This window comes from Rhodobacter sp. P2_H5, assembly GCF_056403335.1.
In genome coordinates, this window is the sequence record NZ_JBFUFS010000018.1 from 38549 (window position 1) to 62610 (window position 24062).

Below are 24062 nucleotides of genomic sequence, written 5' to 3' on the forward strand. Positions count from 1 at the left end.
CACCCCCATGACCCTCCACCTCACCAATGCCCGCCTGATCGACCCCGAGGCGGGGACGGACACAATTGGCTCCCTGACCCTGCAGGACGGGCTCATCGTGGCGCGGGATGCGGCGCAGCCGGCGGGGGCGGAGGTGTTTGATTGTGGCGGCCTCTGCCTTGCCCCCGGCATCGTCGACTGGGGCGTCAAGATTGGTGAACCGGGGGAGCGGCACAAGGAGAGCTTTCGCTCGGCAGGGATGGCGGCGGCGGCGGGTGGAGTGACCACGATCATCGCCCGGCCCGATACCGCGCCCGCGATCGATACGCCCGAAACGCTGGAGTTTGTGACGCGGCGCGCGGCGGAAAGTGTCGTGCGGATCCGGCATATGGCGGCCCTGACCAAGGGGCGCTTGGGCGATGAGATGACCGAGATCGGCTTTCTGCTCGATGCCGGGGCGGTGGCCTTTACCGATGTCTTCCATGTCTCCACCAACACCAAGGCCCTGGGCCGGGCGCTGACCTATGCGCGCTCGCTTGGGGCTTTGGTCGTGGGCCACCCGCAGGAGCCGGGGCTTTCGGCGGGGGCGGCGGCGACCAATTCCAAGTTTGCGTCCTTGCGCGGCCTGCCCGGCGTGCATCCGATGGCCGAGCGGATCGGCCTGGACCGTGACCTTGGCCTCGTCGAGATGACCGGGGTCCGGTATCACGCCGACCAGATCACCACGGCGCGGGCCCTGCCCTCGCTTGCCCGGGCCAAGGCCAATGGGCTGGATGTGACGGCGGGGGTGTCGATCCACCACCTGACGCTGAACGATTATGACGTGGGCGATTATCGGACCTTCTTCAAGCTGACCCCGCCCCTGCGGAGCGAAGACGACCGGCTCGCCCTGGTGCAGGCGGTGGCCGAGGGGGCGATCGACGTGATCGCCTCGTTCCACACGCCCGCCGACGAGGAATCGAAGCGCCTGCCTTTCGAGGAGGCGGCCTCGGGCGCCGTGGGCCTGCAGACCTTGCTGCCCGCCGCGATGCGGCTGGTGCATTCGGGCGACATGGACCTGCCGACCCTGTGGCGCGCCCTGTCCTTGAACCCGGCCAAACGGCTTGGCCTGGCGCAGGGCCGGCTGGCCGAGGGGGCGCCGGCGGATCTGGTGCTGTTCGACCCCGATGCGCCCTTCGTGCTCGACCGGTCGAAACTGCTGTCCAAGTCAAAGAACACGCCCTTTGACCTGATGCGGATGGAAGGTAAAGTGCTGGCCACCTGGGTGGCGGGCGTTCAGGTTTTTGGGGGCTGAAGATGCCGTTGTTCGTGACACCGCCGCTGGTGCTGGTTCTGGTGGCTCTGGGGGCCTATCTCTTGGGCTCGGTGCCCTTCGGCATCGTGATCACAAGGGCGCTGGGCCTGGGCGATCTGCGCAAGATCGGTTCGGGCAATATCGGGGCCACCAATGTCTTGCGCACCGGCAACAAGGGCGCGGCGCTGGCGACCCTGCTGCTGGATGCGGGCAAGGGCGGCATCGCGGTGGCGCTGGCCCGGCTGGTGGCGGGCGAGGATGCGGCCCAGGTCGCGGCTTTGTGCAGCTTTCTCGGCCATCTTTTCCCGGTCTGGCTCGGCTTCAAGGGTGGCAAGGGGGTGGCGACTTTCCTTGGCACGATGATCGTGCTGGATTGGCGCGTGGGTCTCGCCTGTTGCGCCACCTGGGCGGTGACGGCGGCGCTTTCGCGCATCTCCTCGCTCTCGGCTTTGGTGGCGGCGGCGCTGTCGACCCTGTGGCTGATGGTCTTTCAAGAAGGGCAGATGCTGTTCCTGACCATGGCGCTGACCATTCTGATCTACTGGAAGCACTGGGCCAATCTGGAGCGGATCAAGGCCGGGACCGAGCCCAAGATCGGCCAGAAGAAATAACCCGGTCGCCCTGGGCCGGGGCGGGGGGCTGTCTGCCCCCCGAGCCCCCCGAGAGTATTGCGGCAGAGGGCAAAGGAACGAAGTCTAGAGGCTGGAGGCCGCGTAGATCGGGGCGAGCGAGCCCTTCCAGTCGCCATTAAAGAGATCAAGCCAGCGGTCGGCCTGGGTCTTTTCGGTGGTGACCGACTGGTAGACCGGGGCGAGGAAGCGTTCTTCGCCCAGCGCCCGCGCGGCGAGGCCGGCATGGCTGAGGCCCACCGCGGCGCGGGCGAGGTCGAGGATCTTGACGCCATTCGCCTCGCCCTGCAGGGCCGAGACCGAGGCCGCGACCCGCAGCCCCTCACGCGTTTCAGCATCGAAGCCCTTGACCAGATCCCAGGCGGCATCGAGCGCCGCGTCATCATACATGAGGCCGATCCAGAAGGCGGGCAGCGCGTTGATATGGGCCTGATCGCCGCAATCGGCGCCGCGCATCTCGATGTATTTTTTGACGCGGGCCTCGGGGAAGACCGTCGTCATATGGTCGGCCCAGTCGGACAGGGTGGGCTTTTCGCCGGGTAGCGCGGGCAGCTGGCCCTTCAGGAAATCGCGGAAGCTTTGACCCAAGGCGTTGATGTATTTGCCGTCGCGGTAGACGAAATACATCGGCACATCCAGAACCCAGTCGACATAGGCCTGAAAGCCGAAATCGCCCTCGAAGGCGAAGGGCAGCATGCCGGTGCGCGAATTATCCAACCCGCGCCAGATGCGCGAGCGCCAGGATTTATGCCCGTTCAGCTTGCCGTCAAAGAAGGGTGAGGAGGCGAAAAGCGCCGTCGCCACCGGCTGCAAGGCCAGCGCCACGCGCAGTTTCTTCACCATGTCGGCCTCGGACGCATAGTCGAGGTTCACCTGCACGGTGCAGGTCCGGTACATCATCTGGGTGCCATGGGTGCCGACGCGGCCCATGTAATCGGTCATCAGCCGGTAGCGGCCTTTCGGCATCACCGGCATGTCGTTGGCGCTCCACTCCGGGGCGGCGCCGATGCCCATGAAGCCCACGCCCATCGGATCGGCCAGCGCGCGCACCTCGTCGAGGTGGTTCTGCAACTCGTCCGCCGTCTCGTTCAGGTTGGAGACGGCCGCGCCCGACAGTTCGAACTGCCCGCCCGGCTCCAGCGAGATATTGGCGCCGTTGCGCGTCATGCCGATGATGTTGTCGGCCTCGCGCACGGGGGTCCAGCCAAAGCGCTGCTCCAGCCCGGCAAACAGGGCCGAGATCGAGCGTTCGCCCGCATAGGGCAAGGGCGCGTGGGTATCCTTCAGGAAGCCGAATTTCTCATGCTCGGTGCCGATGCGCCATTCGGCCTTGGGCTTGTTGCCCGACGCGAGGAGTTCGGCCAGTTGGTCGAAGCTTTCGATGGTCCCGCCACCGGATTGGGGTATCGACATCAGGCAGCACCTTTCGCATCGGCATGTTCAGAGCGCCAAGACCTGTCGCGGTCCGCGCGGCAAGTCAAGGGAGGGCAGAGCGGCATGGGCCATCCATCATGAAACTTCATGGACAAATTTCAACGCGACAGCGCAGCACCCCCCGGGACTCAGGAGCGCGCCAGTCTGGACCCGGATTGTTTCCGCCAGATGACACGGGTTTCCGCCGCCAGCGCCATGGCGGTTTCATGCAGGCCGGTGGGCTGCAGCGCCTCGACCAGGGCGGCGGTGTCCATGCCGGGCAAGCCGGCGAAGGCGTCGAACAGCCGGTCGGCGCCCGCCGCATCGACCGGGATCAGCAGGGCCTGGCCATCGGCCTGCTTCAGCCGCCACATCCTCTTGCCGCGCAGGGCCAAGAGCCGGATCTCGACCAGTTCGTCGAGGCTGAGATAGCCGCCCAGTTCCGGGCCCAGATAGCCGACCTGCGCCTCGTCCAGTTCGACCAGACCGGGGGCGCCGACCTTCTGCGTGAAGCGCGCCTTGCGCAACCCGCTCAGGGTCAGCACCGCGCCGAGGCCGGCGATGATCAGGCCCAGCGGCACGAGGACATAGCCGCCCAAGGCCGCCACCCAAAGCCCCAGCGCCACGACACAGGCCGCCGCAAGCGCCTCGCGGTAGCGGCGGAGAAGGTCGGTGACCTCGGGGCGGATCAGCCAGCGCGGTTCAGACATGGATCACCTGCGGACCCTCCAGAAGCAAAAGTGTCCAGTCGCCGATCTGGCGAAACCCCAGCGCCATATAGGCGCGGCTGGCGGCCAGGCTGGCGGAAAACAGGATGGCGCTGCGCACGCCCGCGGCGCGCGCCTGCTGCAGATGCAGGCCCAGCGCGCGGCGCGCATGGCCCTGTCCCCGCAGGGCCGGCGGGGTATAGACGCCGCCGACCTGCACCATATCGGGCAGGCGGGCGTTGAAACCGGTCATCGCCAGCGGGGCATCGCCCTCGATCAGACAGACATGGCTCTGGGCCTGCAGATAGCGCTGATAGCGCTCTTCGACCTCGGCATCGGCGCGGACGGGCGGGGTGGACAGTGCCTCGATCATATAGGCGCGGATCCAGTCCCGGATGACATCCGGCGGCGCCTCGGCCAGGGGCACGATCCGGCCCGACCCCTCGGGCAGAAGCAGGGCCTCGGTCTCGAGCCGGAAATGCGGCTCGTCGCGGTCCAGCGTCTTGGGCGCTGCGGTCAGGCCCGAGGCCTGCGACAGCCCGCGCACCCAGGCCCGCGGGCCGACAAGGCCAATCACCTTGCGGCCCGCAAGCGCCCGGGCGGCGCCGGCAAAATCCTGCGAGGGCAGGACGGGCATCACCATCCCGGCCTCGCTTTGCCCCAGAAGGTCGGTGATCCGGCCTTCGCTGCGGGCCAGCCAGAAATGGACCGCCAGCGGATGGCCACCCGCCATGCCATAGTGGCGCAGGTTGCTGAGCGGGAACATCGCCACCGCGGCCTGAGGGGCGAGGAATGCCTCGATCTCGGCCCGGTCGGCGAGGGTGGCGGGGGTCACAGCCAATCCCCCAGCGTGGTTTGCCAGACCGTCAGCGCCGCCACCGCCGCCGTATCGGCGCGCAGGATGCGGGGGCCAAGGCTGATCGGCGTGACGAAGGGCAAGGCGGCGAGTTTCGCGCGCTCTTCGGGGGAAAAGCCGCCCTCGGGGCCGATCAGGATGGCCCAAGGCCCGGGAGCGGCTTGGAGCAGGGCGGCGCGGCCCGATAGCCCCTCATCCGCCCAGAGGATGCGGCGGGTGGCGTCCCAGCCGGACAAGAGCTTGTCGAGCGGGATCAGATCCTCGACCGGCGGCACATAGGTCGCCTCGCATTGTTCAGCCGCCTCAATCGCATGGGCGCGGAGTTTATCCTCGCGCACCCGTTCGTTGGTATAGCGGGTCTGCACCGGAATGATCCGTGCCGCCCCCATCTCCACCGCTTTTTCCACGATGAAATCGGTGCGGGCCTTCTTGATCGGGGCGAAGAGCAGCCAGAGGTCGGGCGGCGCCACAAGCGGAGCGGATGGCGCCGTGCAGCGCAGGATGCCGTTGCGCTTGGCCGCATGTTCCACCGCGGCCAGCCATTCGCCGTCGCGCCCGTTGAACAGGCGAACCCGCGCGCCGACCACCAAACGCATCACGTTGAACAGGTAATTGGCCTGGCCCTCGCCCAAGGCCACGGGTTGCCCTGCCGCCAGCGCCTGATCTACATAGAGCCTGATCTTTGCCTCTTCCATGAAAGCGAACCTATGTCCCAGACGCCGCAAATGCCAGAGGGCCAGAGGGTTTCCGATGCGCCGAAGGACAATTGGGTCGATCTTTATGCACCCCTCTGGACCCGGCCCTATCTGCGGCTGAGCCGCGCCGACCGGCCGATCGGCACCTGGCTTTTGCTGATCCCCTGTTATTGGGCGATCGCCCTCGCGGCGCTGGAGACCGGGTTTCAGGCCTGGGACGTTTGGCTCGTGATCTCTTGCGCGGTGGGGGCGTTCCTGATGCGCGGGGCGGGCTGCACCTGGAACGACATCACCGACCGCGACATCGACGGCGCGGTGGCGCGCACCCGCAGCCGGCCGCTGCCCTCGGGTGCTGTGACGGTGAAGGGGGCCTTGGTCTGGATGGCGGTGCAGGCGGGCGTCGCGGCGCTGATTCTTCTGACTTTCAACGGGCTGGCCATCGGCCTCGGCGTGGCATCGCTGGCCCTGGTCGGGATCTATCCTTTCGCCAAGCGCTTCACCTGGTGGCCGCAGGTCTTTCTGGGCCTTGCCTTCAACTGGGGCGCCATCTTGGTCTTTGCCGCCCATGCCGGACGCGTCGATGCGGCCTCGCTGGCGCTTTACGCGGCGGGCATCGTCTGGACGCTGTATTACGACACGATCTACGCCCATCAGGACCGCGAGGATGATGCCCTGATCGGGGTCAAATCCACCGCGCGGCTGTTTGGCGAGAACAGCCGCGCCTGGCTCTGGGGCTTTGTCGTGGCCACCGTGGGGCTGATGACGCTGGCGGTGATCCTCGCCCTGCGGCAGCGCGGCGATGTCGCAAGCCTCGGGCTGGCGCTTCTGGGCATCTGGGCCTTTGGCTGGCACATGACGCTGCAGATGCGCCGGCTCGACATCGACGATCCGGCCTCGTGCCTCAAAACCTTCCGCTCCAACCGCGACGCCGGGCTTCTGGTTGCGCTGTTTCTTGCCGTGGCGGCGGCTGTTTGATTGAACCACGGGGGCCAAGCGTCTAAGCATCGCGGACCGAGTTTGGAGGAACCGCTTGGCCGATCTGCCCGCCCCTGACCTGAAGCCTGCCGCCGCCAAGCCCCCGATTTCGGCTGGGCTTGTGGCTGCGCTGGCCTTTGCCGGGGCCACGGCGCTGGCGCTTGCCTCGGGCTGGGGTCTGGCGCAACTGGTCGAAACCCGCACCGCCGAGGTGATCCGCACCAAGATGCTGACGGCGGGCTATGACTGGGCCCAGGTCGACACCGATGGCCTGATCGTCGCCCTCTCCGGCACGGCACCCACCGAGGCTTTGCGCTTTGCCGCGATGAATGTCGCCGGCAGCGTGGTCGATTCGGGCCGCCTGCAGGATGGCTTTGCCGTCGAGCCCGCCAAGGTCGTGGCCCCGCCGCGCTTTTCGGTCGAGATCCTGCGCAATGACGATGGCGTCCAGCTGATCGGGCTTCTGCCCGATGGCGGCGACCGCGGCACCCTGACCGACGCGGCAGAGGCGCTCAAATCCGCCAATGCGCCGATGGACATGCTGGAAACCGCCAGCTACCCCGCCCCCGATGGCTGGGAGGATGCCCTGGCCTTCGGCGTCACCGCGCTGGAGCTTTTGCCGCGCTCGAAAATCTCGGTCTCTGCCGAAGGGGTGACCATCGTCGCCATCGCGGCCTCCGACACCGAAAAACGCCGGTTCGAGGCGGCGCTTTTGCGGGCCGCGCCGAGGGGCCTGAAGGTCACGACCACGATTTCCGCGCCGCGCCCGGTGCTGACGCCCTTCACCTTCCGCTTCGTGATGGATGCGCGCGGGGCACGGTTTGACGCCTGCTCCGCCGATACCGAGGCGGCGCAGGCCAAGATCCTTGCGGCGGCGGCGGCGGCCGGGGCCAAGGGCACGCTGTCCTGCACCATCGGCATGGGCGTGCCGAGCCCGTCCTGGGCGGATGCGACCACGGCAGGGATCGCGGCGGTGGCGGCGATGGGGTCGGGCACGGTGACCTTCTCGGATGCCGATATAACCCTTCTGGCGGGCGACGAGGTGACGCAGGCCGCCTTCGACCGCGCCGTGGGCGAACTGCGCGCGGCGCTGCCGGATGTCTTCTCGCTCGACGCCAAGATGCCGGAGAAGGCGCAAATCGCTGCCGGCCCGGTCGAGTTCACGGCGGCGCTGGATGGCAAGAGCCACCGCGCCGAACTGCGCGGCCGTCTGGGCGATGACCGGATGCAGGCCGCCGTGGCCAGCTTTGCCAAGGCGCGCTTTGGCGTCGACAAGGTCTATGTCGCCACCGTTCTCGACCCCGCCCTGCCCGATGGCTGGACCGAAAGGGTGCTGGCCGGGGTGCAGGCCTTGTCCAACCTCGACAGCGGCAAGGTCGTGGTGCGCACCGATACGGTCGAGGTTTCCGGCGTCTCGGGGCAAAAGAACGCGACCGACACCATCTCGCAGCTCCTGGCCGACAAGCTGGGTCAGGGCAAGACCTACAAGGTCGATGTCAGCTACGACAAGGTGCTGGACCCGATGGCGGGCCTGCCCACGCCGCAGGAATGTCTGGAGCGGGTGCAGGCCGTGCAGGTCAGGCAGAAGATCGCCTTCGACCCCGGCTCGGCCGAACTGGACAGCACCTCGGGCGCGGTGATGGACGGGCTGGCGCTGGCCTTCAAGAACTGCGGCGCGATCCGGATGGAGATTGGTGGCCATACCGATGCCCAGGGTTCGGCGCAGGGCAACCTCGCGCTCAGCCAGGCCCGGGCCGAGGCGGTCATGGTGGCCCTGCAAGGCCGGCAGGTCGATGTCTCGGCGATGCGCGCCGTGGGCTATGGCGAGGGCGTGCCGATTGCCGACAACGGCACCGATGCCGGGCGCGAGGCGAACCGGCGGATCGAATTCACCCTGATCGACCAGCCGATCGGCGGCGTGCCGGGGCAAGGCGGCGACCAAGGGGCAGAGGCGCCCAAGGGCCTGGCCGCGCTCTTCCCGAAATCGACCCCGCCCGCCGGCCCCGTGGTGCAATTCCCCGCCAGTCCGGCCCAGGGCGCCGCAGAAACCGCAGAGACCGCATCCGATGGCACGCCCCTTGCCCCCGACCAGCCAATCGTTCACCCCAAGCCCCGGCCGTCGAAGTGAGCCGGGCGCTTGACGCGGCGGCCCGCACCGCCCAGACAGGGTGAACTTCCCGGACAGGTTGCCCCGCCCAGACGGGTATTCCCCTTGAACAGGCCCAAGTCATGAACCGCATGCAACTGACCATCGCCACCGCCGTGATCCTGCTTCTGGCCTTCGCCTTCGGCTGGTTCGCCTATTGGCTGTTGCACCGCTTCACCCGCGTCGCCGGCGGTGACGTGGCCGAAATGGACCGCCTGGCCCAGGCCCTGCACGAGGCCGAGGAGGCCCGCGATCAGGCCATCATGTATCTGGAACAGCGCGAGGCCGAATTGATGGGCCAGATCGCCCAGACCGAGGCCGAGCTGAAGGCCACGATGGAAGGCCTGCGCGAAGCGCGGTCGGAAACCGACGAGATGCGCAATTACATCGAGCGGATTCAGGCCAAGGGCTGAACCGCGCCTCCCGGCTTGTCAGCCCAAAGGCGGAAGCGGGGGCCAGCCCCCGCACCCCCGGGATATTTATGGACCAATGAAAGGGGGGCCCCGCCTAGTCGTGCTGCCCCAGTTTCGGCGCGGTATGGTCCAAAGCAAGGCTGGCGCCCGAAAAGGTCATCGGGCTGCGCACGCCGGGGATTCCATCTGGTCTGATCTGCATGCCGCGGGCCACGACCTGCGGGTCGGCAAAAACCTCGTCCAGGCTGTTGATCGGGCCGGCGGGCACGCCCTCGGCCTCACAGGCCGCCAAGAGGTCGGTCTTCCTGAAACGCAGCGTGGCTTCGGTCAGGCGGCGGGTCATCTCCTCCCGGTTGGCGATGCGCATGGCGTTGGTGGCGAACTCCGGCGCTTCGGCCATCTCCGGCAGGCCGAGGAGGGTGCAGAGCCTGCGGTACTGGCCGTCGTTGCCGGTGGCGAGGATGATCCAGCCATCGGCGCAGTCGAAAACCGCATAGGGCGCGAGGTTGGGGTGGGCATTGCCCATCTTCTGCGGCGCCGTGCCGGTGGCCAGGTAGTTCATCGCCTGATTGGCCATGATCGAGGTCGCCACATCCATCAGCGCCATGTCGATATGCTGGCCCTCACCCGTGCGGCCGCGCTGCACCAGCGCCGCGAGGATCGCCGTGGCGGCATAGACCCCGGTGAAGACATCGGTCACCGCGACGCCGACCTTTTGCGGCTGGCCCTCCGGCTCGCCGGTCACCGACATCAGCCCCGCCATGCCCTGGATGATGAAATCATAGCCGGCGCGATGGGCATAGGGCCCGGTCTGGCCGAAGCCGGTGATCGAGCAATAGATCAGCTTCGGGTTGACCTTTCGCAGGCTTTCATAGTCGAGCCCGTATTTCGCGAGCCCGCCCACCTTGAAATTCTCGATCAGCACATCGGCATCTGCCACCATCGCGCGAACCATGGCTTGGCCTTCCGCCGTGCGAAAATCGCAGGTGACCGAGGATTTGCCCCGGTTGGTGGCGTAGAAATAGGCCGCCGAGACATCCTCGCCCTGCGTGATGAAGGGCGGGCCCCAGCGGCGGGTGTCATCCCCCTCCGGCGCCTCGACCTTGATCACCTCGGCCCCCAGATCGGCCAGGGTCTGGCCCGCCCAGGGGCCAGCCAGAATCCGCGCCAGTTCGACGACCTTCACACCATCAAGCGGAGTCATTTACTTCGCAAGCTCGGCGTCGATGATCTTCTTGAGATCCTCGTAGGACATGTTGGCATGGGTCGTGCCGTTGATGATGAAAGACGGCGTGCCCTGGAAGCTGTCGTTCGGGAAAGCTGTCGCCACGCTGGACTGGTAATGCGCCACCAAAGCCTCGGCCATCTTCTGGTCATGCAGGCAGGCATCGACCGTCGCGTCATCCATCCCGGCGGTGCGGGCGATCGTCTTCAGCGCCGTCACCGCCTCGGTCACGTCCGAGGTCGCAGCCCAGTCGCGCTGCTTGTCATACAGCATGTCGACGATGCCGATATAGCGCATCTCGCCGCCGCAGCGCGCGACCATGGCGCCCAGCAGGCCATACTGGTCGAAATAGACCTCGTGATAGTCGAGCCGGACCTTGCCGGTGTCGATATAGTCGGCCTTCAGCTTGGGATAGACCTCGGCATGGAAATGCTCGCAATGCGGGCAGGTGAAGGAGAGGTATTCCGCGATCTTCACCTTGGCGTTCACATCGCCAATGCCATAGTCCTGAATGGCGGGCGCTGCGGCATCGGCGGCCGGTGCCGGGGTTGCCGGCGCAGGAGTGGCCGGTTCGGGCGTGGCGGGCGTGGTCGTGGCGGGCGCGGTCGTATCGGCCCAGGCGCCGGTCGCGGCAAGGGCCGCCACGCAGGAGGTCAGGGTCAGCAGGCTGCGGCGGGTCAGGATCATCGTTTTTGGCCTTCCGTGGATGTGCGGCGAGTTAAAATATTCTGCCCCAGCGTTTCAAGCGCGCTGCGCAGGGTTTCGTCGTGAATCGGTTTGGCCAGGGTGGCGGCCTTTTCGGTCAGGGCCGGATCGGCGGCCTTGACGGCGGGGGCGGCGCTGAACGGCGTCTGCCCTTCGGCAAAGCCGGTGGCGGCGGTCTGGGTCAGCGTGATGCGCGAGATGGCGGCATAGCCATAAGCCGCATTCACCCGCTCGATCAGGCGCGGCAGGCTCATCTGCACCATCGGCGCCTGGGCGGAGGAGACGAGGAGCGTCAGCGTCGCCCCGATCCCCTCGCGGCCATATTGCACCTTGACCGGGCGGGTCGCCCTGGCCATCTCGGGCCCGGCGATCTCGTCCCAATGGGTCAGCAGACGGGCGACGGCAAAACCCCGCGATTCGCCCGCCGCCCGGATGCGCTGCGTCAAGAGCTGCGCAGCCGGCTCGAACCCGCGCATCCGGCGGGTCGGGGTCGCATCCGGCGTCTGGGTCGTCTTTCGGGCCATCTGGTCCTGCTTTGCTCTTGCATCCATCTAAGCCTTGGGGCGGGGTGGCTGCCAGCATATTGCGTTAAACGCGGGGATAAAGATTGCGTGACGAGGAGGTGAGCGGAAAGGTGAGCGCGGCGGATCTGCTGGCCTGGTACGATGCCCATGGCCGCGATCTGCCCTGGCGGGTGCGGCCCGCGGCGCAGGCGGCGGGGGTGGTGGCCGATCCCTACCGGGTCTGGCTGTCGGAAGTCATGTTGCAGCAAACCACCGTTGCGGCCGTCAAAGCCTATTACGCCCGCTTCACCACGCTCTGGCCCGATGTGAAGGCCCTCGCCGCCGCCGAGGATGGCGCGGTCATGGCCGAATGGGCCGGGCTTGGCTACTACGCCCGCGCCCGCAACCTGCTCGCCTGTGCGCGGGCCGTGGTCGAACGGCACGGCGGGGTCTTCCCCTCCGACCTCGCCGCCTTGCGCGCCTTGCCCGGGGTCGGGCCCTATACGGCGGCGGCGGTGGCGGCGATTGCCCATGGCCAGCCCGAGGTGGTGGTGGACGGCAATGTCGAACGCGTCATGGCCCGGGTCTTTGCGATTGAAACGCCGCTCCCCGCCGCCAAGCCCCTTCTGGTCGCGGCCGCGGCGAAGATGACCCCCGCCCTGCGTGCCGGGGACTATGCCCAGGCCGTGATGGACCTTGGCGCGACGATCTGCACCCCGCGCTCGCCCGCCTGCGGCATCTGCCCCTGGATGGCGGGCTGTCAGGCGCGCGCCCTTGGCATCGCCGCCGACCTGCCGCGCAAGATGCCCAAGGCCGCCAAGCCCACGCGGCAGGGCACCGTCTGGGTCGGCCGCCGCGCCGATGGCGCCATCCTCCTGGAGCGGCGCGAAGGGCGTGGCCTGCTCGGCGGCACGCTCGGCTTTCCCGGCACCGGCTGGGATGGGTCAGAAGCCGGCGCTCCCGCCCCCGGCGATTGGCTTCCGGCGGGTGTGGTTCAGCACACTTTCACCCATTTCCATCTGGAACTCACCGTCCTGCGCGCCGATCTGCCGCAGGAAACCGAAGCCTCACGCGGCGAATTCCTTGGTGCCAACGCATTTTCGCCGCAAGACCTGCCCAGTCTGATGCGCAAGGCGCATGACGCCGCCCTGCCGGGGAAAGACGGCGGTTGAGCCTGCCGCCCCGAAGGCTAGATTGAGGAAAACCGAGGTTGCCATGGCCCTGATCGCCGCCGACAAGTTCCGCAAACTGGAAAGCGCCCTGCCCTTCTTCCTGTCGCTGGGCACCGTGCCCCTGGCGCTGATCGCCGTGGCCCATGGCGGCTGGACGGTCTTCCTGATGCCGCTTTACACTTGGGGCCTTTACACCCTGCTCGACGCGATCCTCGGCCGCAACGAAGCCAACGCCGACCCCGAAACGCCGGAGGAGGATCTCTTCTGGTATCGCCTGATCACCCTCATCTGGTTCCCGGTGCAATTCCTGATGCTGCTGCTCCTCCTCTGGTATGTGCCGCAGGCGGGCAACCTGAACTGGGCCGAGAAGCTGGCGATCTTCTTCGGCCAAGGGGTGATGTCGGGCACCATCGGCATCGTCTATGCCCATGAACTGATGCACCAATCCGACCGGCTGGAGCGCTGGCTGGCCGACCTCCTCCTCGCCTCGGTGCTCTACAGCCATTTCCGGTCCGAGCATCTGAAGGTGCACCACCTCTACGTCGGCACACCGCGCGACCCGGTGACGGCGCGCTATGGCGAGGGGTTTCATCACTATTTCTTCCGCGTCCTGCGCGAATGCCCCCTCTCCGCCTGGAAGGCCGAGGCCGCGATGCTGAAACGGCGCGGCAAGCCACCGCTCTCCGCCAGCAACCCCTTCCTGCGCTATGCCCTGCTGCAGTCGCTGATGCTGGCGCTGGCCCTTGGCCTTGGCGGCTGGCAGGGGCTGATCCTGTTCCTCTTTCAGGCCTTCATCGCGGTCTGGCAGCTGGAGCTGACCAATTACGTCGAACACTATGGCCTGACCCGGCGCTATCTGGGCGAGGGGAAATACGAACACGTCCTGCCGCGCCATTCGTGGAACGCCAGCCACAAGGCCTCGAACTGGCTGCTGATCAACCTGCAGCGCCATTCCGACCACCACTATAAACCCGACCGCCGCTTCCCCCTCTTGCAAACCCATGCCGAGGCCGAGGCGCCGCAGCTGCCCTTTGGTTATCCGGTCATGGCCGGGCTGGCCCTCGCCCCGAAATACTGGCGCCGGGTGATGAACCGCCGCGTCCGCGCCTGGCGCAAGCAGTTCTACCCCGATATCGAGGATTGGACGCCCTATACATCCGGCACAACCCCGATGCCGAAGGGCGCACCCTGAGGCCAGAAGGCGCGCAGGCCGAAAGGTCGAAGCCTCCGGCGGGGATATTTGGATCTGAATGAATGGCCAAGGAAAAGCCCCGCCACGCGCAGGGCATGGCGGGGAAGTGGCTCCGCGGGCGGTCCGCAGAGCAGGCGTTTGAATGCTGATGGGGAGTGTAGGATGGGCAATTTGCCCATCTAACCGGAAGCGTCAGTGCTTGCGGGCACCTTCGGGCTGGGCGTCGGCTTCCATCTCGGCGCGGATCTGCTGGCGCAGGATGTCGATCGGGATCATCTTGCCGTCGCGCTTGAAGTGCCAATAGGTCCAGCCGTTGCAGGAGGGCGCGCCTTCCAGATGGGCGCCGACCTGGTGGATCGAACCTTTCACGTCATTGCCGACCAGCGTGCCATCCGGGCGCACCTTGGCGATATGGCGCGAGCCTACCGAGAACAGCTCTTCCCCCGGGCGCAGCATGCCGCGTTCGACGACCTGGCCGAAGGGCACGCGCGGCTCGGCGCGTTTCGATCCTGTGGTTTCAAGCGAGGAAGCGTCCAGACGGCGCACGCGGTCGATCCGGTCTTGCGCGGCCTTGCGGTAGGCTTCCTCCCGCTCCAGCCCGATGAAATCGCGGCCGAGCATCTTGGCCACAGCACCCGTGGTGCCGGTGCCGAAGAACGGGTCAAGGATCACATCGCCCGGATTGGTGGTCGCCACGATGATCCGGTGCAACAGGCTTTCCGGCTTCTGCGTCGGATGCGCCTTGTCGCCGTTTTCGTCCTTCAGCCGCTCATGCCCGGTGCAGATCGGCAGCACCCAGTCCGAGCGCATCTGCACGCCGTCATTCAAGGCCTTCAGCGCCTCGTAGTTGAAGGTGTATTTGCTGGCCTCGTCGCGGCCGGCCCAGATCAGCGTCTCATGCGCATTGGTCAGGCGCTTGCCACGGAAGTTCGGCATCGGGTTCGACTTGCGCCAGACCACATCGTTCAGCATCCAGAAGCCCTGGTTCTGCAACTCGGCGCCGACGCGGAAGATGTTGTGATAGGACCCGATCACCCAGATCGCGCCATTCGGCTTGAGCAACCGGCGCGCGGCGGCCAGCCAGTCGCGGGTGAAGCTGTCATAGCTCGCAAAGCTGGAAAACTGGTCCCAGTGGTCGTCCACCGCATCGACCAGCGAGTTGTCCGGGCGATGCAGATCGCCCTTCAACTGCAGGTTATAGGGCGGATCGGCAAAAATCAGGTCAATCGACCCGGCCGGAAGTGCGCGCATCAGCTCGATGCAGTCGCCCGCCAAAATCTGGTTGCGCGGAAGCACCGCCGTTTCCGGTGGTTTCGTCTTGGTCGCCATGTCTGCCCTCAATTCCTGCGGCGTTGATCACCGCTAGTTGATGGCAGTGTGAGTCATCGGCGATTCGCCGTCAAACCCTTTTTGAATCAAGCACTTAGAGATTTATCTTGATACAAGATGTTGTGGACGGGCTTGAACGAACGCCTATGCCAAGGGGTGACCCCCAAATCTAGAAGCGCCTGTTTATGGGCCGGAGAAGGGTATCCCGCATTGGTTTCCCAGCCATATCCGGGGTGCTGTTGCGCCAAATCCACCATGATCCGGTCGCGCGCCACTTTGGCCACGATCGAGGCCGCCGCAATCGACAGCGAACGCGCGTCGCCCTTCACGATCGCCTCGGCCCGACCCTGCAATCCGCGCGGAATCTTGTTGCCGTCGATCAGGCAATGGTCGGGGGAAAGGCGCAGCCCCGCCACCGCGCGCTCCATCGCCAGAAGGCTGGCCTGCAGGATGTTGATCGCGTCGATCTCCTCCACCGTGGCATGGGCGATGGAGACCTCGGCCACTTCGGCCAGTTCCGCCGCCAGCGCCTCGCGCCGGGCAAGGCTGAGCGTCTTGCTGTCGCGCAGCCCCTCGGGGATGCGGGCGGGGTCCAGCACGACGGCGGCGGCGGTGACCGGCCCGGCCAGCGGGCCGCGGCCCACCTCGTCGATGCCGCAGACCCGGGCCAGGCCGCGCAGCCGGGCCGCAGATTCGAAAGTGTAATCAGGCAGGATCATGCCCCAGCAAAACCCCAAATCCGCCCCCGGCGAAAGAGGTTGCGCACCAGACCGGCCCACCCCCGGCCTTTCGGGGCTGAAAAAGCTGCTGGAAAGGCCATGTCACACGGCTGATATTGTATAGCAGCGCGCTTGCGGACAAGGTGACCCAAAGAAGCGGAGAACGCCAATGAGCAGATTTGATCCGACTCGCATCCTGATCGCGGTCGTTGTGACCCTCTGTCTTGCCTTGCCGGCAAGTGCGGAATGCTATGTGGATTACAAGGCCAAGCAGGACAATCCCCTGCGACTGGCCTATGGCGTCAGCCAGGTCAGCGACGCGGCCTGCGGCAAGCCGAAGGAGGCGCATGCCGAACTGGCGCCGCGTCTGGCCGCCGATGGCTGGACCTTGCTGAAGATACTGTCGAGTTTCGGCCCCGAGGGCCTGCAGGAAAGGAAAGCGAGTGCCGGAGACTTCTTCCTCCGTTACTGACAGCCTGCGCGCGGGCAACCGCGTCGTGGCCTTCGGAATTGCGGCGATTGTTCTGATCCTTCTGGCGGCGGCGGTGTTTCTCTTCGTCAGCCTGCCGGATGCCGATGCCTTCAACCGGCAGGTTGAACAGCTGTTTGTCGACAACAACGACCTGACCTCGGGCGCCGAGATCAAGCTGTTGGAGATCCTGGCCCAGTCGGGCACCAGCTTTGCCGAGGTGCTGAAAAGCTACCGCTTCGTCATCTTCGTGCTCCTGGCCTTTTCCACCGCGCTGCTGATCGCGACGCTGGTGTTTCTGGTCACCATCATCAACCTCAACCGCCGCATCTCGGCGATCCAGAAATCCGGCATCCAGGTCGCCACCATGACGATCAGCCGCGAGGCACGGGCGGTTTATATCAACGATCTGGAATTTCATCTGACCGAGGCCGCGCTGGAGACCATGGCCGTCCTGGCCGAGGCGCGGCTCGATGACGAGGTGCTGACCGGCGCCCAGATCGAAGCGGTGATCTCGGGCCGCAACGAGGCAGACTGCGACGAGGCCGCCGGCGCCACCCGCATCAAGCGCCTGCGCGACACCCTGGGCAACCAGCTGGTGTCAGAGCTTCTGGTGAAAACCGTGGCGCGGCGCGGCTATGTGCTGGCCGTGGGCAAAGACGTGATCAAGATGATCTGAGGAGAGGCGATGACCCCCGAGCTTCTGGCCCACCACATGGGCCTCGATATCCCCGATTTCGACCGGATCGGCTATTACGGCGCCGATTACGGCACGATGAAACCCTATCACCGGATAGGCAGCCTGCTGTTCCTGTCCGGCCATGTGGCGCAGATCGGGACCGCGATCACCCACAAGGGCCGACTGGGCCAGAACCTCACCACCGATGAGGGCTATGCCGCGGCACGCCAGACCGGGCTCAACGTGCTGGGCGGCATCAAACAGGCGGTGGGGTCGCTCGACCGGGTCAAAAGCATCGTCCGCACCCTGAACTTCGTGGTCTGCACGCCGGAGTATGAGGAGGTCCACAAGGTCTCCTCCGGCCTCTCGGACCTCCTGGTGGAGGTCTTTGGCCGCGAGGTGGGCCTCGGCGGCCGCGCCACGATCGGCGTCATGGCGCTGGCGGGTGGCGTCTGTTTCGAGACCTGGGCCACGGTGGAACTGCACGAGGGCGCATGACGCCCTCGCGCCGTCAGGCCCCGATCACGCCCCAATCAAGCCTTGTCGCGCACCTTCAAGGCCGAGCCGACCGAGAAAACCTCGAACCGGCTGATCTTGCGCAACAGGTCCGACAGGCGCGAGGAGCCATAGGTGCGCGGGTCGAAATCCGGGTGCAGCTGGGTGATCGCCTGCCCGAGATGCCCCAGCGAGTAATCGTCCTGATCCGGGTCGATCTTCTTCATCGCATCGAGGATGAAGGGGATCGCCTTGACCGGCGCCTCCTTGGTCGGGTTCGGCTCGGCTGCAGGCTCCGACCGGCCCGCGCGGTTCGGCTGCGGCGCGGGCTCCGCGCCGCTGACGATATTCTCGATCAGCACAAACCGGTTGCAAACCTTGCGCAGGCTCTCGGGCGTCTTGGCCTCGCCGATGCCGATGACCTGCAAGCCATCCTCACGGATGCGGCTGGCGAGCCGGGTGAAATCGCTGTCGGAGGAGACGAGGACAAAGCCATCGACCTTGCCGGCATGCAGGATATCCATCGCGTCGATGACCAGGCCGATGTCGGAGGCGTTCTTGCCCTTGGTGTTGGCCGATTGCTGATGCATGACGAGCCCCAGATCGCGGGCCTGTTCCTTCCACTGGGTCAGGGCCTGTGACGACCAGTCGCCATAGACCCTGCGGACCGAGGGTTCGCCAAAGCTCGCGATCTCGTCCAGGATGGCGCTCGCATTGCGCGCCGTGACGTTATCGGCGTCGATCAGCACGGCCAGACGCGGGGCACGGCCCGCGATGGGGGAAAAATCGCTCATGGGGCTCTCCGGTTTTGGCCTTGATGCCTGAAAGTGGCCCCGGGGGAAAGGGAAGATGGGCATATTGCCCATCCTACCGGACAGGGGGGCGCCTTGGGCCGGCCTGCGCCTCCGGCGGGAGTATTTGGGCAAAGCGCAAATGGGGCAGGACGGGCGGGGATATGTAGGATGGGCAATGTGCCCATCTAACCGGCGATGAGCGGGGCCGCCTTGGCCTGCAGCACCGTCAGCGCCTCTTGCGGGGCGATGCCCAGGAGGAGGCCGCGCTGGCCGGCGTTGATCCAGACCCTCGGCGCTTCGGTCACCGAGGCTTCGATCGCGGTCGGCACCGCGCGCTTCTGTCCGAAGGGAGAGATGCCGCCGACCTTGTAGCCGGTCAGCTTTTCCGCCTTGGGCGGGGGCATCATCGCGGCCGCCTTGCCGCCGAAGGCCGAGGCCACCTTCTTCATCGACAGCTGGTGGTCCGAGGGAATGACGCAGCAGCAGGGCTTGCCATCGACCTCGACCATCAGGGTTTTCAGCGTCAGGCCCGGGTCGAGGCCCAAAGCCTCGGCCGCCGCCAGCCCGACCGCCTCGGCATTGGGGTCATAGGCATAGGGGTGCAGCGTCACCGCCACCCCGGCCAGTTCCAGCGCTTTCAGTCCTTGTGTCGCAGCCATTGCCGTCTCGCAGATCCATTTGCCGCAGACTGGCGCGCCGGGCGCGGCTCTGCAAGGTCAGATCAGCTTGACCTGGGTTCCGACCTTGGCCATGCCGAACAGTTCCTGGATATGTTCGTTGTAAAGCCCGATGCAGCCCGAGGAGGCCTGGCGCCCGATCTTGCGCGTGTCATGCGTGCCGTGCACCCGATAGGCCGGCCAGGACAGGTAGAGCGCATGGGTGCCCAAGGGGTTGCCCGGCCCCGGCCCCACCACCTCCGGCAGGGTCGGGTCGCGGCGCAGCATGTCCTTGGTCGGCCGCCAGGTCGGGCCCACCACCTTTTCCACCACTTCCGTCATGCCGCGCCGGGTCAGATCTTCGGAAAGGGGCACCGAGCAGGGGTAAAGCTTGTAGGTCACCCCATCCTCGCCCCAGTAATGCACCGCGCGCGAGGTCATGTCGGCCAGGATCACCCCATGCTGCAGGCTCGGGAAATGGTCTTGCCACTCCAGCGTCCGGAAGGAGGAGATATTGGCCCGCACATCGGCTTTCGCCTGCATCAGCGCCGGGGCGGCAAGGCTGGTGGCCAGAACAGCCCCCAGTCCGGTCAAAATACGGCGGCGGTGCAGGTTGTGTGCGGTCATTGGTCACTCCAGAAAAATCCGAGTCTAAAAGACCCCGGATGGAGCGGCCCTGCAAATCACAATATTATGGGATATCCGGGGCTTGAAGATCGGCGGCGCAGGCCCCAGTTCAGCAAATGGCTTTGGGCTGGCGCACCCCGCTTGGCCGAGGCGGCTGTCCACCGCGCGGGCGTGAAACGCGGGTTAACGAAACCCTAACAAAAATCGACAAACCATTCAAAATCAAAGAGATGCCGGGGCTTGCACGCGTGCAAACCCCGGCTTTTCTTGCAGGTCAGTAGACCACGACGGCCCGGATGCTCTTGCCTTCATGCATCAGGTCGAAGCCCTTGTTGATGTCATCGAGCGACAGGATATGGGTGATCATCGGGTCGATCTCGATCTTGCCGTCCATATACCAGTCGACGATCTTCGGCACATCGGTCCGGCCACGGGCGCCGCCGAAAGCGGTGCCTTTCCAGACCCGGCCGGTGACCAGCTGGAAGGGCCGCGTCTCGATCACGGCACCGGCGGGGGCGACGCCGATGATGATCGACTGGCCCCAGCCGCGGTGGGTGCATTCCAAGGCGTCGCGCATCACCTTCACATTGCCGGTGCAGTCAAACGAGTAATCCGCCCCGCCGATCTTGTCGAAGGGGGTCTTGGTCAGGTCGACGATGGCCTGCACGACCGAGGTGCCCTCGGGCAGTTTCTTGGGATTGACGAAATGGGTCATGCCAAAGCGGCGGCCCCATTCCTCCTTGTCGTCGTTCAGATCGACGCCGATGATCTTGTCGGCCCCGGCCATCCGCAGGCCCTGGATCACGTTGAGGCCGATGCCGCCGAGACCGAAGACCACCGCCGTGGCCCCCGCCTCGACATTGGCGGTGTTGAGGACCGCGCCGACCCCGGTGGTGACACCACAACCGATGTAGCAGATCTTGTCAAAGGGCGCGTCCTCGCGGACTTTGGCCAGCGCAATCTCCGGCATCACCGTGTGGTTGGCGAAGGTCGAGCAGCCCATGTAGTGGTAGATCGGCGTGCCATCAAGCATCGAGAAGCGGGTGGTGCCGTCGGGCATCAGGCCCTGGCCTTGCGTCGCGCGGATCGCGGTGCAGAGGTTGGTCTTGCGCGACAGGCACGAGGGGCACTCGCGGCATTCGGGGGTGTAAAGCGGGATGACGTGATCGCCGGGTTTCAGCGACTTCACCCCCGGGCCGACGGCGATGACGACGCCCGCACCCTCGTGGCCGAGGATGGCGGGGAACAGGCCCTCCGGGTCGGCGCCCGAGAGGGTGAATTCGTCGGTGTGGCAGATGCCGGTGGCCTTGATCTCGACCAGAACCTCGCCCTCCTTGGGGTCGGCAAGGTTCACCTCCATGACCTGCAGGGGCTGGCCGGGGGCAAGGGCTACGGCGGCACGGGTGCGCATGGGGGATCCTTTCTCAATGGTTCGGGGCGCAAGCTGAGGCAGAGCGGCATAAATTGCAACGCCGTTCGCGGCAGGTCATGCGGGTTTTCCGCCCATGGGTCCTGGGTTTATGGACGGGGCGCCACCACCCTGCCAGATTGGTCCCGACGATACCCCTGACGAAACCCCTGATGGTTGGAGATTGCCATGCGCCCCCTGATCCTGCTGCCCGTCCTGTGCCTGACGCTTGCGGCTTGCGAGCCCGCGCCCGGCTCCCTGCCAAACCCCGAGCCCGGCCCCTTGGCCAGCCTCGCCACCTGCGGCGGCGATGCGCTGCAGACCCTGGTGGGCGAGCCGGTCTCGGTCCTGCCGCAACGCGGCGCCTACAGCACCCTGCGCGTCATCCGGCCCGGCATGATGGTGACGATGGATTACTCCGCCACGCGGCTGAATGCGCGGGTGGATGGATCGGGGCGGATCCTGTCGCTGTCCTGCGGCTGAAGCCCCCCACAACGCAAAAAGGCCCCGGAGCGATCCGGGGCCTTTTTGCTGTCTTTCGCCTTACGAGGCTTTGTAGGCCGTGTGGCAGGCCTTGCAGGTGCCGCCGACGGCCCCCATCCCGGCCTTCACGCCGTCAAGGCTCGACGCGTCCATCGCTTCGGCGGCCTTGCCCAGATCCTCGGCCTTGGCGGTGAAATCGGTCCAGCTGGTCCAGATATCCGGCTTGGCCTTCGAGGCGGGATCGGTGGCCTGGTTCTTGAACACCTCCGGAATCTTCTTGGCATCGGCGATCAGCGATTCCTTGGCGGCCTGCGCGGCGGCCGCGTCGAAGGCGATCTTGCCGCTGGCCATACCGCCCAGGGTCTTGGCCGCGGCGCCATTGGCGTCCATCACCTCCTGACGTGCCTTCACGTCAGGATCAGTGGCACCTTCAGCCAAAGCGACACCGCCGGCCATGAGCAGGCCAAGTACAAGAATCTTCGAGGTGAATTTCATTTTGGGGCTCCCGTCAGGAATGATCCGGCCACTATGACCGGGCTTTGTGGCGAAGAGATACGGACTTTGGTCTGAAAAGTGACTTTTCACGCGATTGTCATTCAAAAACTCCGCCGCGCACCCGCGGTCTGCGCCAGACCCGATCGGAACCAGGGCGGCGCGGGCTTGGAGAGGCGCGAACAATATGCGAACATACACCCATGCCGAACCGCCGAATCCTCTCGCTCTGGTTTCCCCGCCTGGCCGCCGAACGCGCGTTGCGCCTGCGGCGGGATGCCTTGCCCTTGCCCTTTGCCATGGTGGGTGACGAGAACGGCGCGCAGGTTCTGACCTCGCTCAACGCCGAAGCCGAGGCGGCGGGCCTGCGCCGGGGCCAGCCTTTGCGCGATGCAACGGCCATGTGCCCGCAGCTCCTGACCCGGGCGGCGGACCCTTTGGCCGAGGCGGCCTTCCTGACCGTGCTGCGCCGTTGGGCCGGCAAGTTCAGCCCCTGGGTGGCCGAGGAGCCTCCGGCGGCGCTGGTCATCGACCTGACCGGCTGTGCGCATCTCTTCGGCGGCGAGGCGGCCCTGCTGGCGCAGATCGAGGAGGATTGCACCGATCTGGGCCTGACCCTGCGCGCCGGCATTGCCGATACGCGGGGGGCGGCCTGGGCGCTCGCGCGCTATGCCGGGCGGCGGGCGCGGCCCCTGCGCAACGGCGATGCGATCGACCAGGAGGCGCGGGCCACCCGGTCGCGCGCCGTCAAACGCCGGGGGTGGGAGCGCGGCGGCGATGCCCCGGCCGATCCCGCAATCCCCCTGCAGCAAGGCGTGATCGCCCCGCCGGGCCAGACGCGCCAGGCCCTCGCCGAGCTGCCGCTGCCGGCGCTGCGCCTGTCGGCCGAGACGGTCGAGGGGTTGAACCGTCTGGGCCTGCACCGGGTGCGCGACCTCCTGGACCTGCCGCGCGCCGGCCTCGCCCGGCGCTTCGGGGCCGACACGATGCGCCGTCTGGACCAGGCCCTGGGGATGGAACCCGAACCCGTGGCCCCGGCCCGCGCCCCCCTGCATTTTGCCACCCGCCTGACCTTCCCCGACCCGATCGGCCTGACCGAGGATATCACCGCCGGCCTCGACCGCCTGCTGGAGCCCCTGTGCGAGAAGCTGCGCGCCAGTGCCCGGGGCGCCCGCCGCGTCCGGCTGGAGGCGTATCGCAGCGACAGCCGGGTGGAGCGGGTGGAGATCGGCCTCGCCCGCCCCGCCGACCGCCCCGACGCGATCCGCCCGCTGATCCTGCTGAAGCTCGACAGCATCGACCCCGGTTTCGGCATCGACTGCCTGCGGCTGGAGGCGGTGGAGACCGAGCCGCTGCATGCCGTCCAGCACCGCGGCCATGGCGATGCCTCGGCAGCGGCGGCGGCGCGCCAGACCGCCGACCATGCGCTGGCCGATCTGATCGGCAAGCTCGGCGCGCGGCTGGGGACCGAGGCGGTCACCCGCCTCCACCCCGGCGAAAGCCATATCCCCGAAAAAGCCGCGCAAACCCTGGCCGCCGCCTGGTCCGCCCCGCACCCCGCCCCCTGGCCCCTGCCCCGCGCCCCGCGCCCGCTGACGCTGTTCCGCCCCGAGGCGGTCACCGCCCCGCAGGAGCCGACCCCGCCCGCCCGCTTCCGCTGGCGCCGCCGCGACCTTGCGATGCGGATGGCCACCGGCCCCGAACGCATCACCCCCGAATGGTGGCTCGACGACCCCGACTGGCGCTCCGGCCCGCGCGACTACTGGCGGGTCGAGGTGGAAGGCGGCGAGCGGCTCTGGCTGTTTTACGCCCATGGCGGGGAGATGTCGGGCGGCTGGTTCTGCCAGGGGCTTTTCGCCTGACACCTGCGCCGGTTGGGCCGTGGAAGCCTCCGGCGGGAGTATTTGGGCAAAGCACAAAGGCGAGACCACTTTCCCTTGCCCTCTGCAGCAATACTCCGCAGGGGGCCCGGGGGACGCGAAGTCCCCCGGCTCCGGCGGCCGCAGG

General features: G+C 66.8%; 26 protein-coding genes. 12 read left to right on the forward strand and 14 right to left on the reverse strand.

Features of this window, described 5'->3' with window-relative positions:
* Positions 1-7: 7 nt before the first annotated feature.
* Complete coding sequence (gene pyrC / locus AC1DVR_RS19210; RefSeq protein ID WP_478002221.1) at positions 8-1273, forward strand: dihydroorotase; 1266 nt, start codon at positions 8-10, stop codon at positions 1271-1273.
* 2 nt (positions 1274-1275) lie between these two features.
* Complete coding sequence (plsY, locus tag AC1DVR_RS19215) at positions 1276-1884, forward strand: glycerol-3-phosphate 1-O-acyltransferase PlsY (RefSeq protein ID WP_478002222.1); 609 nt, start codon at positions 1276-1278, stop codon at positions 1882-1884.
* 84 nt (positions 1885-1968) lie between these two features.
* Here the strand turns inward: plsY and AC1DVR_RS19220 are convergent, their stop codons facing one another.
* From AC1DVR_RS19220 to AC1DVR_RS19235, 4 genes are all read right to left on the reverse strand, one after another.
* Positions 1969-3315 (reverse strand): glutamate--cysteine ligase, encoded by a 1347-nt coding sequence (locus tag AC1DVR_RS19220; protein WP_478002223.1) that lies wholly within the window; start codon positions 3313-3315, stop codon positions 1969-1971.
* A 149-nt stretch (positions 3316-3464) separates the two neighbouring features.
* Positions 3465-4025 carry a hypothetical protein gene (locus AC1DVR_RS19225; RefSeq protein WP_478002224.1) on the reverse strand — a complete coding sequence of 187 codons (561 nt, stop codon included), beginning with the start codon at positions 4023-4025 and terminating at the stop codon, positions 3465-3467.
* Positions 4018-4857 (reverse strand): GNAT family N-acetyltransferase, encoded by an 840-nt coding sequence (locus AC1DVR_RS19230; RefSeq protein ID WP_478002225.1) that lies wholly within the window; start codon positions 4855-4857, stop codon positions 4018-4020. Before AC1DVR_RS19230 ends, AC1DVR_RS19225 begins: the two co-directional genes overlap by 8 nt.
* Complete coding sequence (locus AC1DVR_RS19235) at positions 4854-5573, reverse strand: 16S rRNA (uracil(1498)-N(3))-methyltransferase (RefSeq protein WP_478002226.1); 720 nt, start codon at positions 5571-5573, stop codon at positions 4854-4856. The genes AC1DVR_RS19230 and AC1DVR_RS19235 overlap by 4 nt, the downstream gene beginning before the upstream one ends.
* A 12-nt stretch (positions 5574-5585) precedes the next feature.
* Between AC1DVR_RS19235 and ubiA the strand changes: the two genes are divergently transcribed.
* The 3 genes from ubiA (at position 5586) to AC1DVR_RS19250 (ending at position 9107) form a co-directional block, all read left to right on the forward strand.
* Positions 5586-6548, forward strand: a complete 963-nt coding sequence (ubiA, locus tag AC1DVR_RS19240) for a 4-hydroxybenzoate octaprenyltransferase (protein WP_478002227.1) — start codon at positions 5586-5588, stop codon at positions 6546-6548.
* Between the two features lie 55 nt (positions 6549-6603).
* The gene (locus AC1DVR_RS19245; protein ID WP_478002228.1) at positions 6604-8676 is read left to right on the forward strand and encodes an OmpA family protein; all 2073 of its coding nucleotides are present in this window, start codon (positions 6604-6606) and stop codon (positions 8674-8676) included.
* Between the two features lie 101 nt (positions 8677-8777).
* Positions 8778-9107, forward strand: a complete 330-nt coding sequence (locus AC1DVR_RS19250; RefSeq protein WP_478002229.1) for a hypothetical protein — start codon at positions 8778-8780, stop codon at positions 9105-9107.
* Positions 9108-9201: 94 nt separating this feature from the next.
* Here AC1DVR_RS19250 and AC1DVR_RS19255 read toward each other — a convergent pair whose 3' ends face one another.
* Genes AC1DVR_RS19255 through AC1DVR_RS19265 form a run of 3 tightly spaced genes read right to left on the reverse strand, consistent with a single transcriptional unit; the run spans position 9202 to position 11561 of the window.
* Positions 9202-10311, reverse strand: a complete 1110-nt coding sequence (locus AC1DVR_RS19255) for a CaiB/BaiF CoA transferase family protein (RefSeq protein WP_478002230.1) — start codon at positions 10309-10311, stop codon at positions 9202-9204.
* Positions 10312-11019, reverse strand: coding sequence for a DsbA family protein (locus AC1DVR_RS19260; protein ID WP_478002231.1), 708 nt, complete (start codon positions 11017-11019; stop codon positions 10312-10314).
* Positions 11016-11561 (reverse strand): DUF721 domain-containing protein, encoded by a 546-nt coding sequence (locus tag AC1DVR_RS19265; protein ID WP_478002232.1) that lies wholly within the window; start codon positions 11559-11561, stop codon positions 11016-11018. Before AC1DVR_RS19265 ends, AC1DVR_RS19260 begins: the two co-directional genes overlap by 4 nt.
* Before the next feature lie 110 nt (positions 11562-11671).
* On the opposite strand from AC1DVR_RS19265, the gene AC1DVR_RS19270 reads away from it, so the two are divergent.
* Both AC1DVR_RS19270 and AC1DVR_RS19275 read left to right on the forward strand, forming a co-directional pair.
* The gene (locus AC1DVR_RS19270) at positions 11672-12712 is read left to right on the forward strand and encodes an A/G-specific adenine glycosylase (RefSeq protein WP_478002233.1); all 1041 of its coding nucleotides are present in this window, start codon (positions 11672-11674) and stop codon (positions 12710-12712) included.
* Positions 12713-12755: 43 nt separating this feature from the next.
* On the forward strand, positions 12756-13904 hold the full coding sequence (locus AC1DVR_RS19275; RefSeq protein ID WP_478002234.1) for an alkane 1-monooxygenase: 1149 nt from the start codon (positions 12756-12758) through the stop codon (positions 13902-13904).
* 192 nt (positions 13905-14096) lie between these two features.
* Here the strand turns inward: AC1DVR_RS19275 and AC1DVR_RS19280 are convergent, their stop codons facing one another.
* Entirely contained in the window at positions 14097-15233 is a 1137-nt protein-coding gene (locus AC1DVR_RS19280; RefSeq protein WP_478002235.1) for a DNA methyltransferase, read from the reverse strand.
* Positions 15234-15319: 86 nt separating this feature from the next.
* Complete coding sequence (locus AC1DVR_RS19285) at positions 15320-15952, reverse strand: ribonuclease HII (RefSeq protein WP_478002236.1); 633 nt, start codon at positions 15950-15952, stop codon at positions 15320-15322.
* 169 nt (positions 15953-16121) lie between these two features.
* On the opposite strand from AC1DVR_RS19285, the gene AC1DVR_RS19290 reads away from it, so the two are divergent.
* Genes AC1DVR_RS19290 through AC1DVR_RS19300 form a run of 3 tightly spaced genes read left to right on the forward strand, consistent with a single transcriptional unit; the run spans position 16122 to position 17598 of the window.
* On the forward strand, positions 16122-16424 hold the full coding sequence (locus AC1DVR_RS19290) for a hypothetical protein (protein ID WP_478002237.1): 303 nt from the start codon (positions 16122-16124) through the stop codon (positions 16422-16424).
* Positions 16396-17100, forward strand: coding sequence for a winged helix-turn-helix domain-containing protein (locus AC1DVR_RS19295; protein WP_478002238.1), 705 nt, complete (start codon positions 16396-16398; stop codon positions 17098-17100). The genes AC1DVR_RS19290 and AC1DVR_RS19295 overlap by 29 nt, the downstream gene beginning before the upstream one ends.
* A gap of 9 nt (positions 17101-17109) precedes the next feature.
* On the forward strand, positions 17110-17598 hold the full coding sequence (locus tag AC1DVR_RS19300) for a RidA family protein (RefSeq protein WP_478002239.1): 489 nt from the start codon (positions 17110-17112) through the stop codon (positions 17596-17598).
* 35 nt (positions 17599-17633) lie between these two features.
* Here the strand turns inward: AC1DVR_RS19300 and AC1DVR_RS19305 are convergent, their stop codons facing one another.
* The 4 genes from AC1DVR_RS19305 to AC1DVR_RS19320 all read right to left on the reverse strand — a co-directional run bounded on the left by AC1DVR_RS19305 (position 17634) and on the right by AC1DVR_RS19320 (position 21083).
* On the reverse strand, positions 17634-18389 hold the full coding sequence (locus AC1DVR_RS19305; protein WP_478002240.1) for an NYN domain-containing protein: 756 nt from the start codon (positions 18387-18389) through the stop codon (positions 17634-17636).
* Positions 18390-18574: 185 nt separating this feature from the next.
* Positions 18575-19048 (reverse strand): Cys-tRNA(Pro) deacylase, encoded by a 474-nt coding sequence (ybaK, locus tag AC1DVR_RS19310; protein WP_478002241.1) that lies wholly within the window; start codon positions 19046-19048, stop codon positions 18575-18577.
* Positions 19049-19105: 57 nt separating this feature from the next.
* Positions 19106-19672 (reverse strand): L,D-transpeptidase, encoded by a 567-nt coding sequence (locus tag AC1DVR_RS19315; RefSeq protein WP_478002242.1) that lies wholly within the window; start codon positions 19670-19672, stop codon positions 19106-19108.
* A gap of 274 nt (positions 19673-19946) precedes the next feature.
* Positions 19947-21083 carry an S-(hydroxymethyl)glutathione dehydrogenase/class III alcohol dehydrogenase gene (locus tag AC1DVR_RS19320; protein WP_478002243.1) on the reverse strand — a complete coding sequence of 379 codons (1137 nt, stop codon included), beginning with the start codon at positions 21081-21083 and terminating at the stop codon, positions 19947-19949.
* A gap of 186 nt (positions 21084-21269) precedes the next feature.
* Here AC1DVR_RS19320 and AC1DVR_RS19325 point away from each other — a divergent pair, with 186 nt between their 5' ends.
* Entirely contained in the window at positions 21270-21563 is a 294-nt protein-coding gene (locus AC1DVR_RS19325; RefSeq protein ID WP_478002244.1) for an I78 family peptidase inhibitor, read from the forward strand.
* 60 nt (positions 21564-21623) lie between these two features.
* Here AC1DVR_RS19325 and AC1DVR_RS19330 read toward each other — a convergent pair whose 3' ends face one another.
* Positions 21624-22058 carry a c-type cytochrome gene (locus AC1DVR_RS19330; protein WP_478002245.1) on the reverse strand — a complete coding sequence of 145 codons (435 nt, stop codon included), beginning with the start codon at positions 22056-22058 and terminating at the stop codon, positions 21624-21626.
* A 200-nt stretch (positions 22059-22258) separates the two neighbouring features.
* Between AC1DVR_RS19330 and AC1DVR_RS19335 the strand changes: the two genes are divergently transcribed.
* Positions 22259-23917 carry a Y-family DNA polymerase gene (locus AC1DVR_RS19335; RefSeq protein WP_478002246.1) on the forward strand — a complete coding sequence of 553 codons (1659 nt, stop codon included), beginning with the start codon at positions 22259-22261 and terminating at the stop codon, positions 23915-23917.
* Positions 23918-24062 lie beyond the last annotated feature (145 nt).

Bases quoted from the DNA above. Each gene is read 5' to 3' on its own strand.
- pyrC (WP_478002221.1), top strand. From the start codon at position 8: ATGACCCTCCACCTCACCAATGCCCGCCTGATCGACCCCGAGGCGGGG.
- plsY (WP_478002222.1), top strand. From the start codon at position 1,276: ATGCCGTTGTTCGTGACACCGCCGCTGGTGCTGGTTCTGGTGGCTCTG.
- AC1DVR_RS19220 (WP_478002223.1), bottom strand. From the start codon at position 3,315: ATGTCGATACCCCAATCCGGTGGCGGGACCATCGAAAGCTTCGACCAA.
- AC1DVR_RS19225 (WP_478002224.1), bottom strand. From the start codon at position 4,025: ATGTCTGAACCGCGCTGGCTGATCCGCCCCGAGGTCACCGACCTTCTC.
- AC1DVR_RS19235 (WP_478002226.1), bottom strand. From the start codon at position 5,573: ATGGAAGAGGCAAAGATCAGGCTCTATGTAGATCAGGCGCTGGCGGCA.
- ubiA (WP_478002227.1), top strand. From the start codon at position 5,586: ATGTCCCAGACGCCGCAAATGCCAGAGGGCCAGAGGGTTTCCGATGCG.
- AC1DVR_RS19250 (WP_478002229.1), top strand. From the start codon at position 8,778: ATGAACCGCATGCAACTGACCATCGCCACCGCCGTGATCCTGCTTCTG.
- AC1DVR_RS19255 (WP_478002230.1), bottom strand. From the start codon at position 10,311: ATGACTCCGCTTGATGGTGTGAAGGTCGTCGAACTGGCGCGGATTCTG.
- AC1DVR_RS19260 (WP_478002231.1), bottom strand. From the start codon at position 11,019: ATGATCCTGACCCGCCGCAGCCTGCTGACCCTGACCTCCTGCGTGGCG.
- AC1DVR_RS19265 (WP_478002232.1), bottom strand. From the start codon at position 11,561: ATGGCCCGAAAGACGACCCAGACGCCGGATGCGACCCCGACCCGCCGG.
- AC1DVR_RS19275 (WP_478002234.1), top strand. From the start codon at position 12,756: ATGGCCCTGATCGCCGCCGACAAGTTCCGCAAACTGGAAAGCGCCCTG.
- AC1DVR_RS19280 (WP_478002235.1), bottom strand. From the start codon at position 15,233: ATGGCGACCAAGACGAAACCACCGGAAACGGCGGTGCTTCCGCGCAAC.
- AC1DVR_RS19285 (WP_478002236.1), bottom strand. From the start codon at position 15,952: ATGATCCTGCCTGATTACACTTTCGAATCTGCGGCCCGGCTGCGCGGC.
- AC1DVR_RS19290 (WP_478002237.1), top strand. From the start codon at position 16,122: ATGAGCAGATTTGATCCGACTCGCATCCTGATCGCGGTCGTTGTGACC.
- AC1DVR_RS19300 (WP_478002239.1), top strand. From the start codon at position 17,110: ATGACCCCCGAGCTTCTGGCCCACCACATGGGCCTCGATATCCCCGAT.
- AC1DVR_RS19305 (WP_478002240.1), bottom strand. From the start codon at position 18,389: ATGAGCGATTTTTCCCCCATCGCGGGCCGTGCCCCGCGTCTGGCCGTG.
- ybaK (WP_478002241.1), bottom strand. From the start codon at position 19,048: ATGGCTGCGACACAAGGACTGAAAGCGCTGGAACTGGCCGGGGTGGCG.
- AC1DVR_RS19315 (WP_478002242.1), bottom strand. From the start codon at position 19,672: ATGACCGCACACAACCTGCACCGCCGCCGTATTTTGACCGGACTGGGG.
- AC1DVR_RS19320 (WP_478002243.1), bottom strand. From the start codon at position 21,083: ATGCGCACCCGTGCCGCCGTAGCCCTTGCCCCCGGCCAGCCCCTGCAG.
- AC1DVR_RS19325 (WP_478002244.1), top strand. From the start codon at position 21,270: ATGCGCCCCCTGATCCTGCTGCCCGTCCTGTGCCTGACGCTTGCGGCT.
- AC1DVR_RS19330 (WP_478002245.1), bottom strand. From the start codon at position 22,058: ATGAAATTCACCTCGAAGATTCTTGTACTTGGCCTGCTCATGGCCGGC.
- AC1DVR_RS19335 (WP_478002246.1), top strand. From the start codon at position 22,259: ATGCCGAACCGCCGAATCCTCTCGCTCTGGTTTCCCCGCCTGGCCGCC.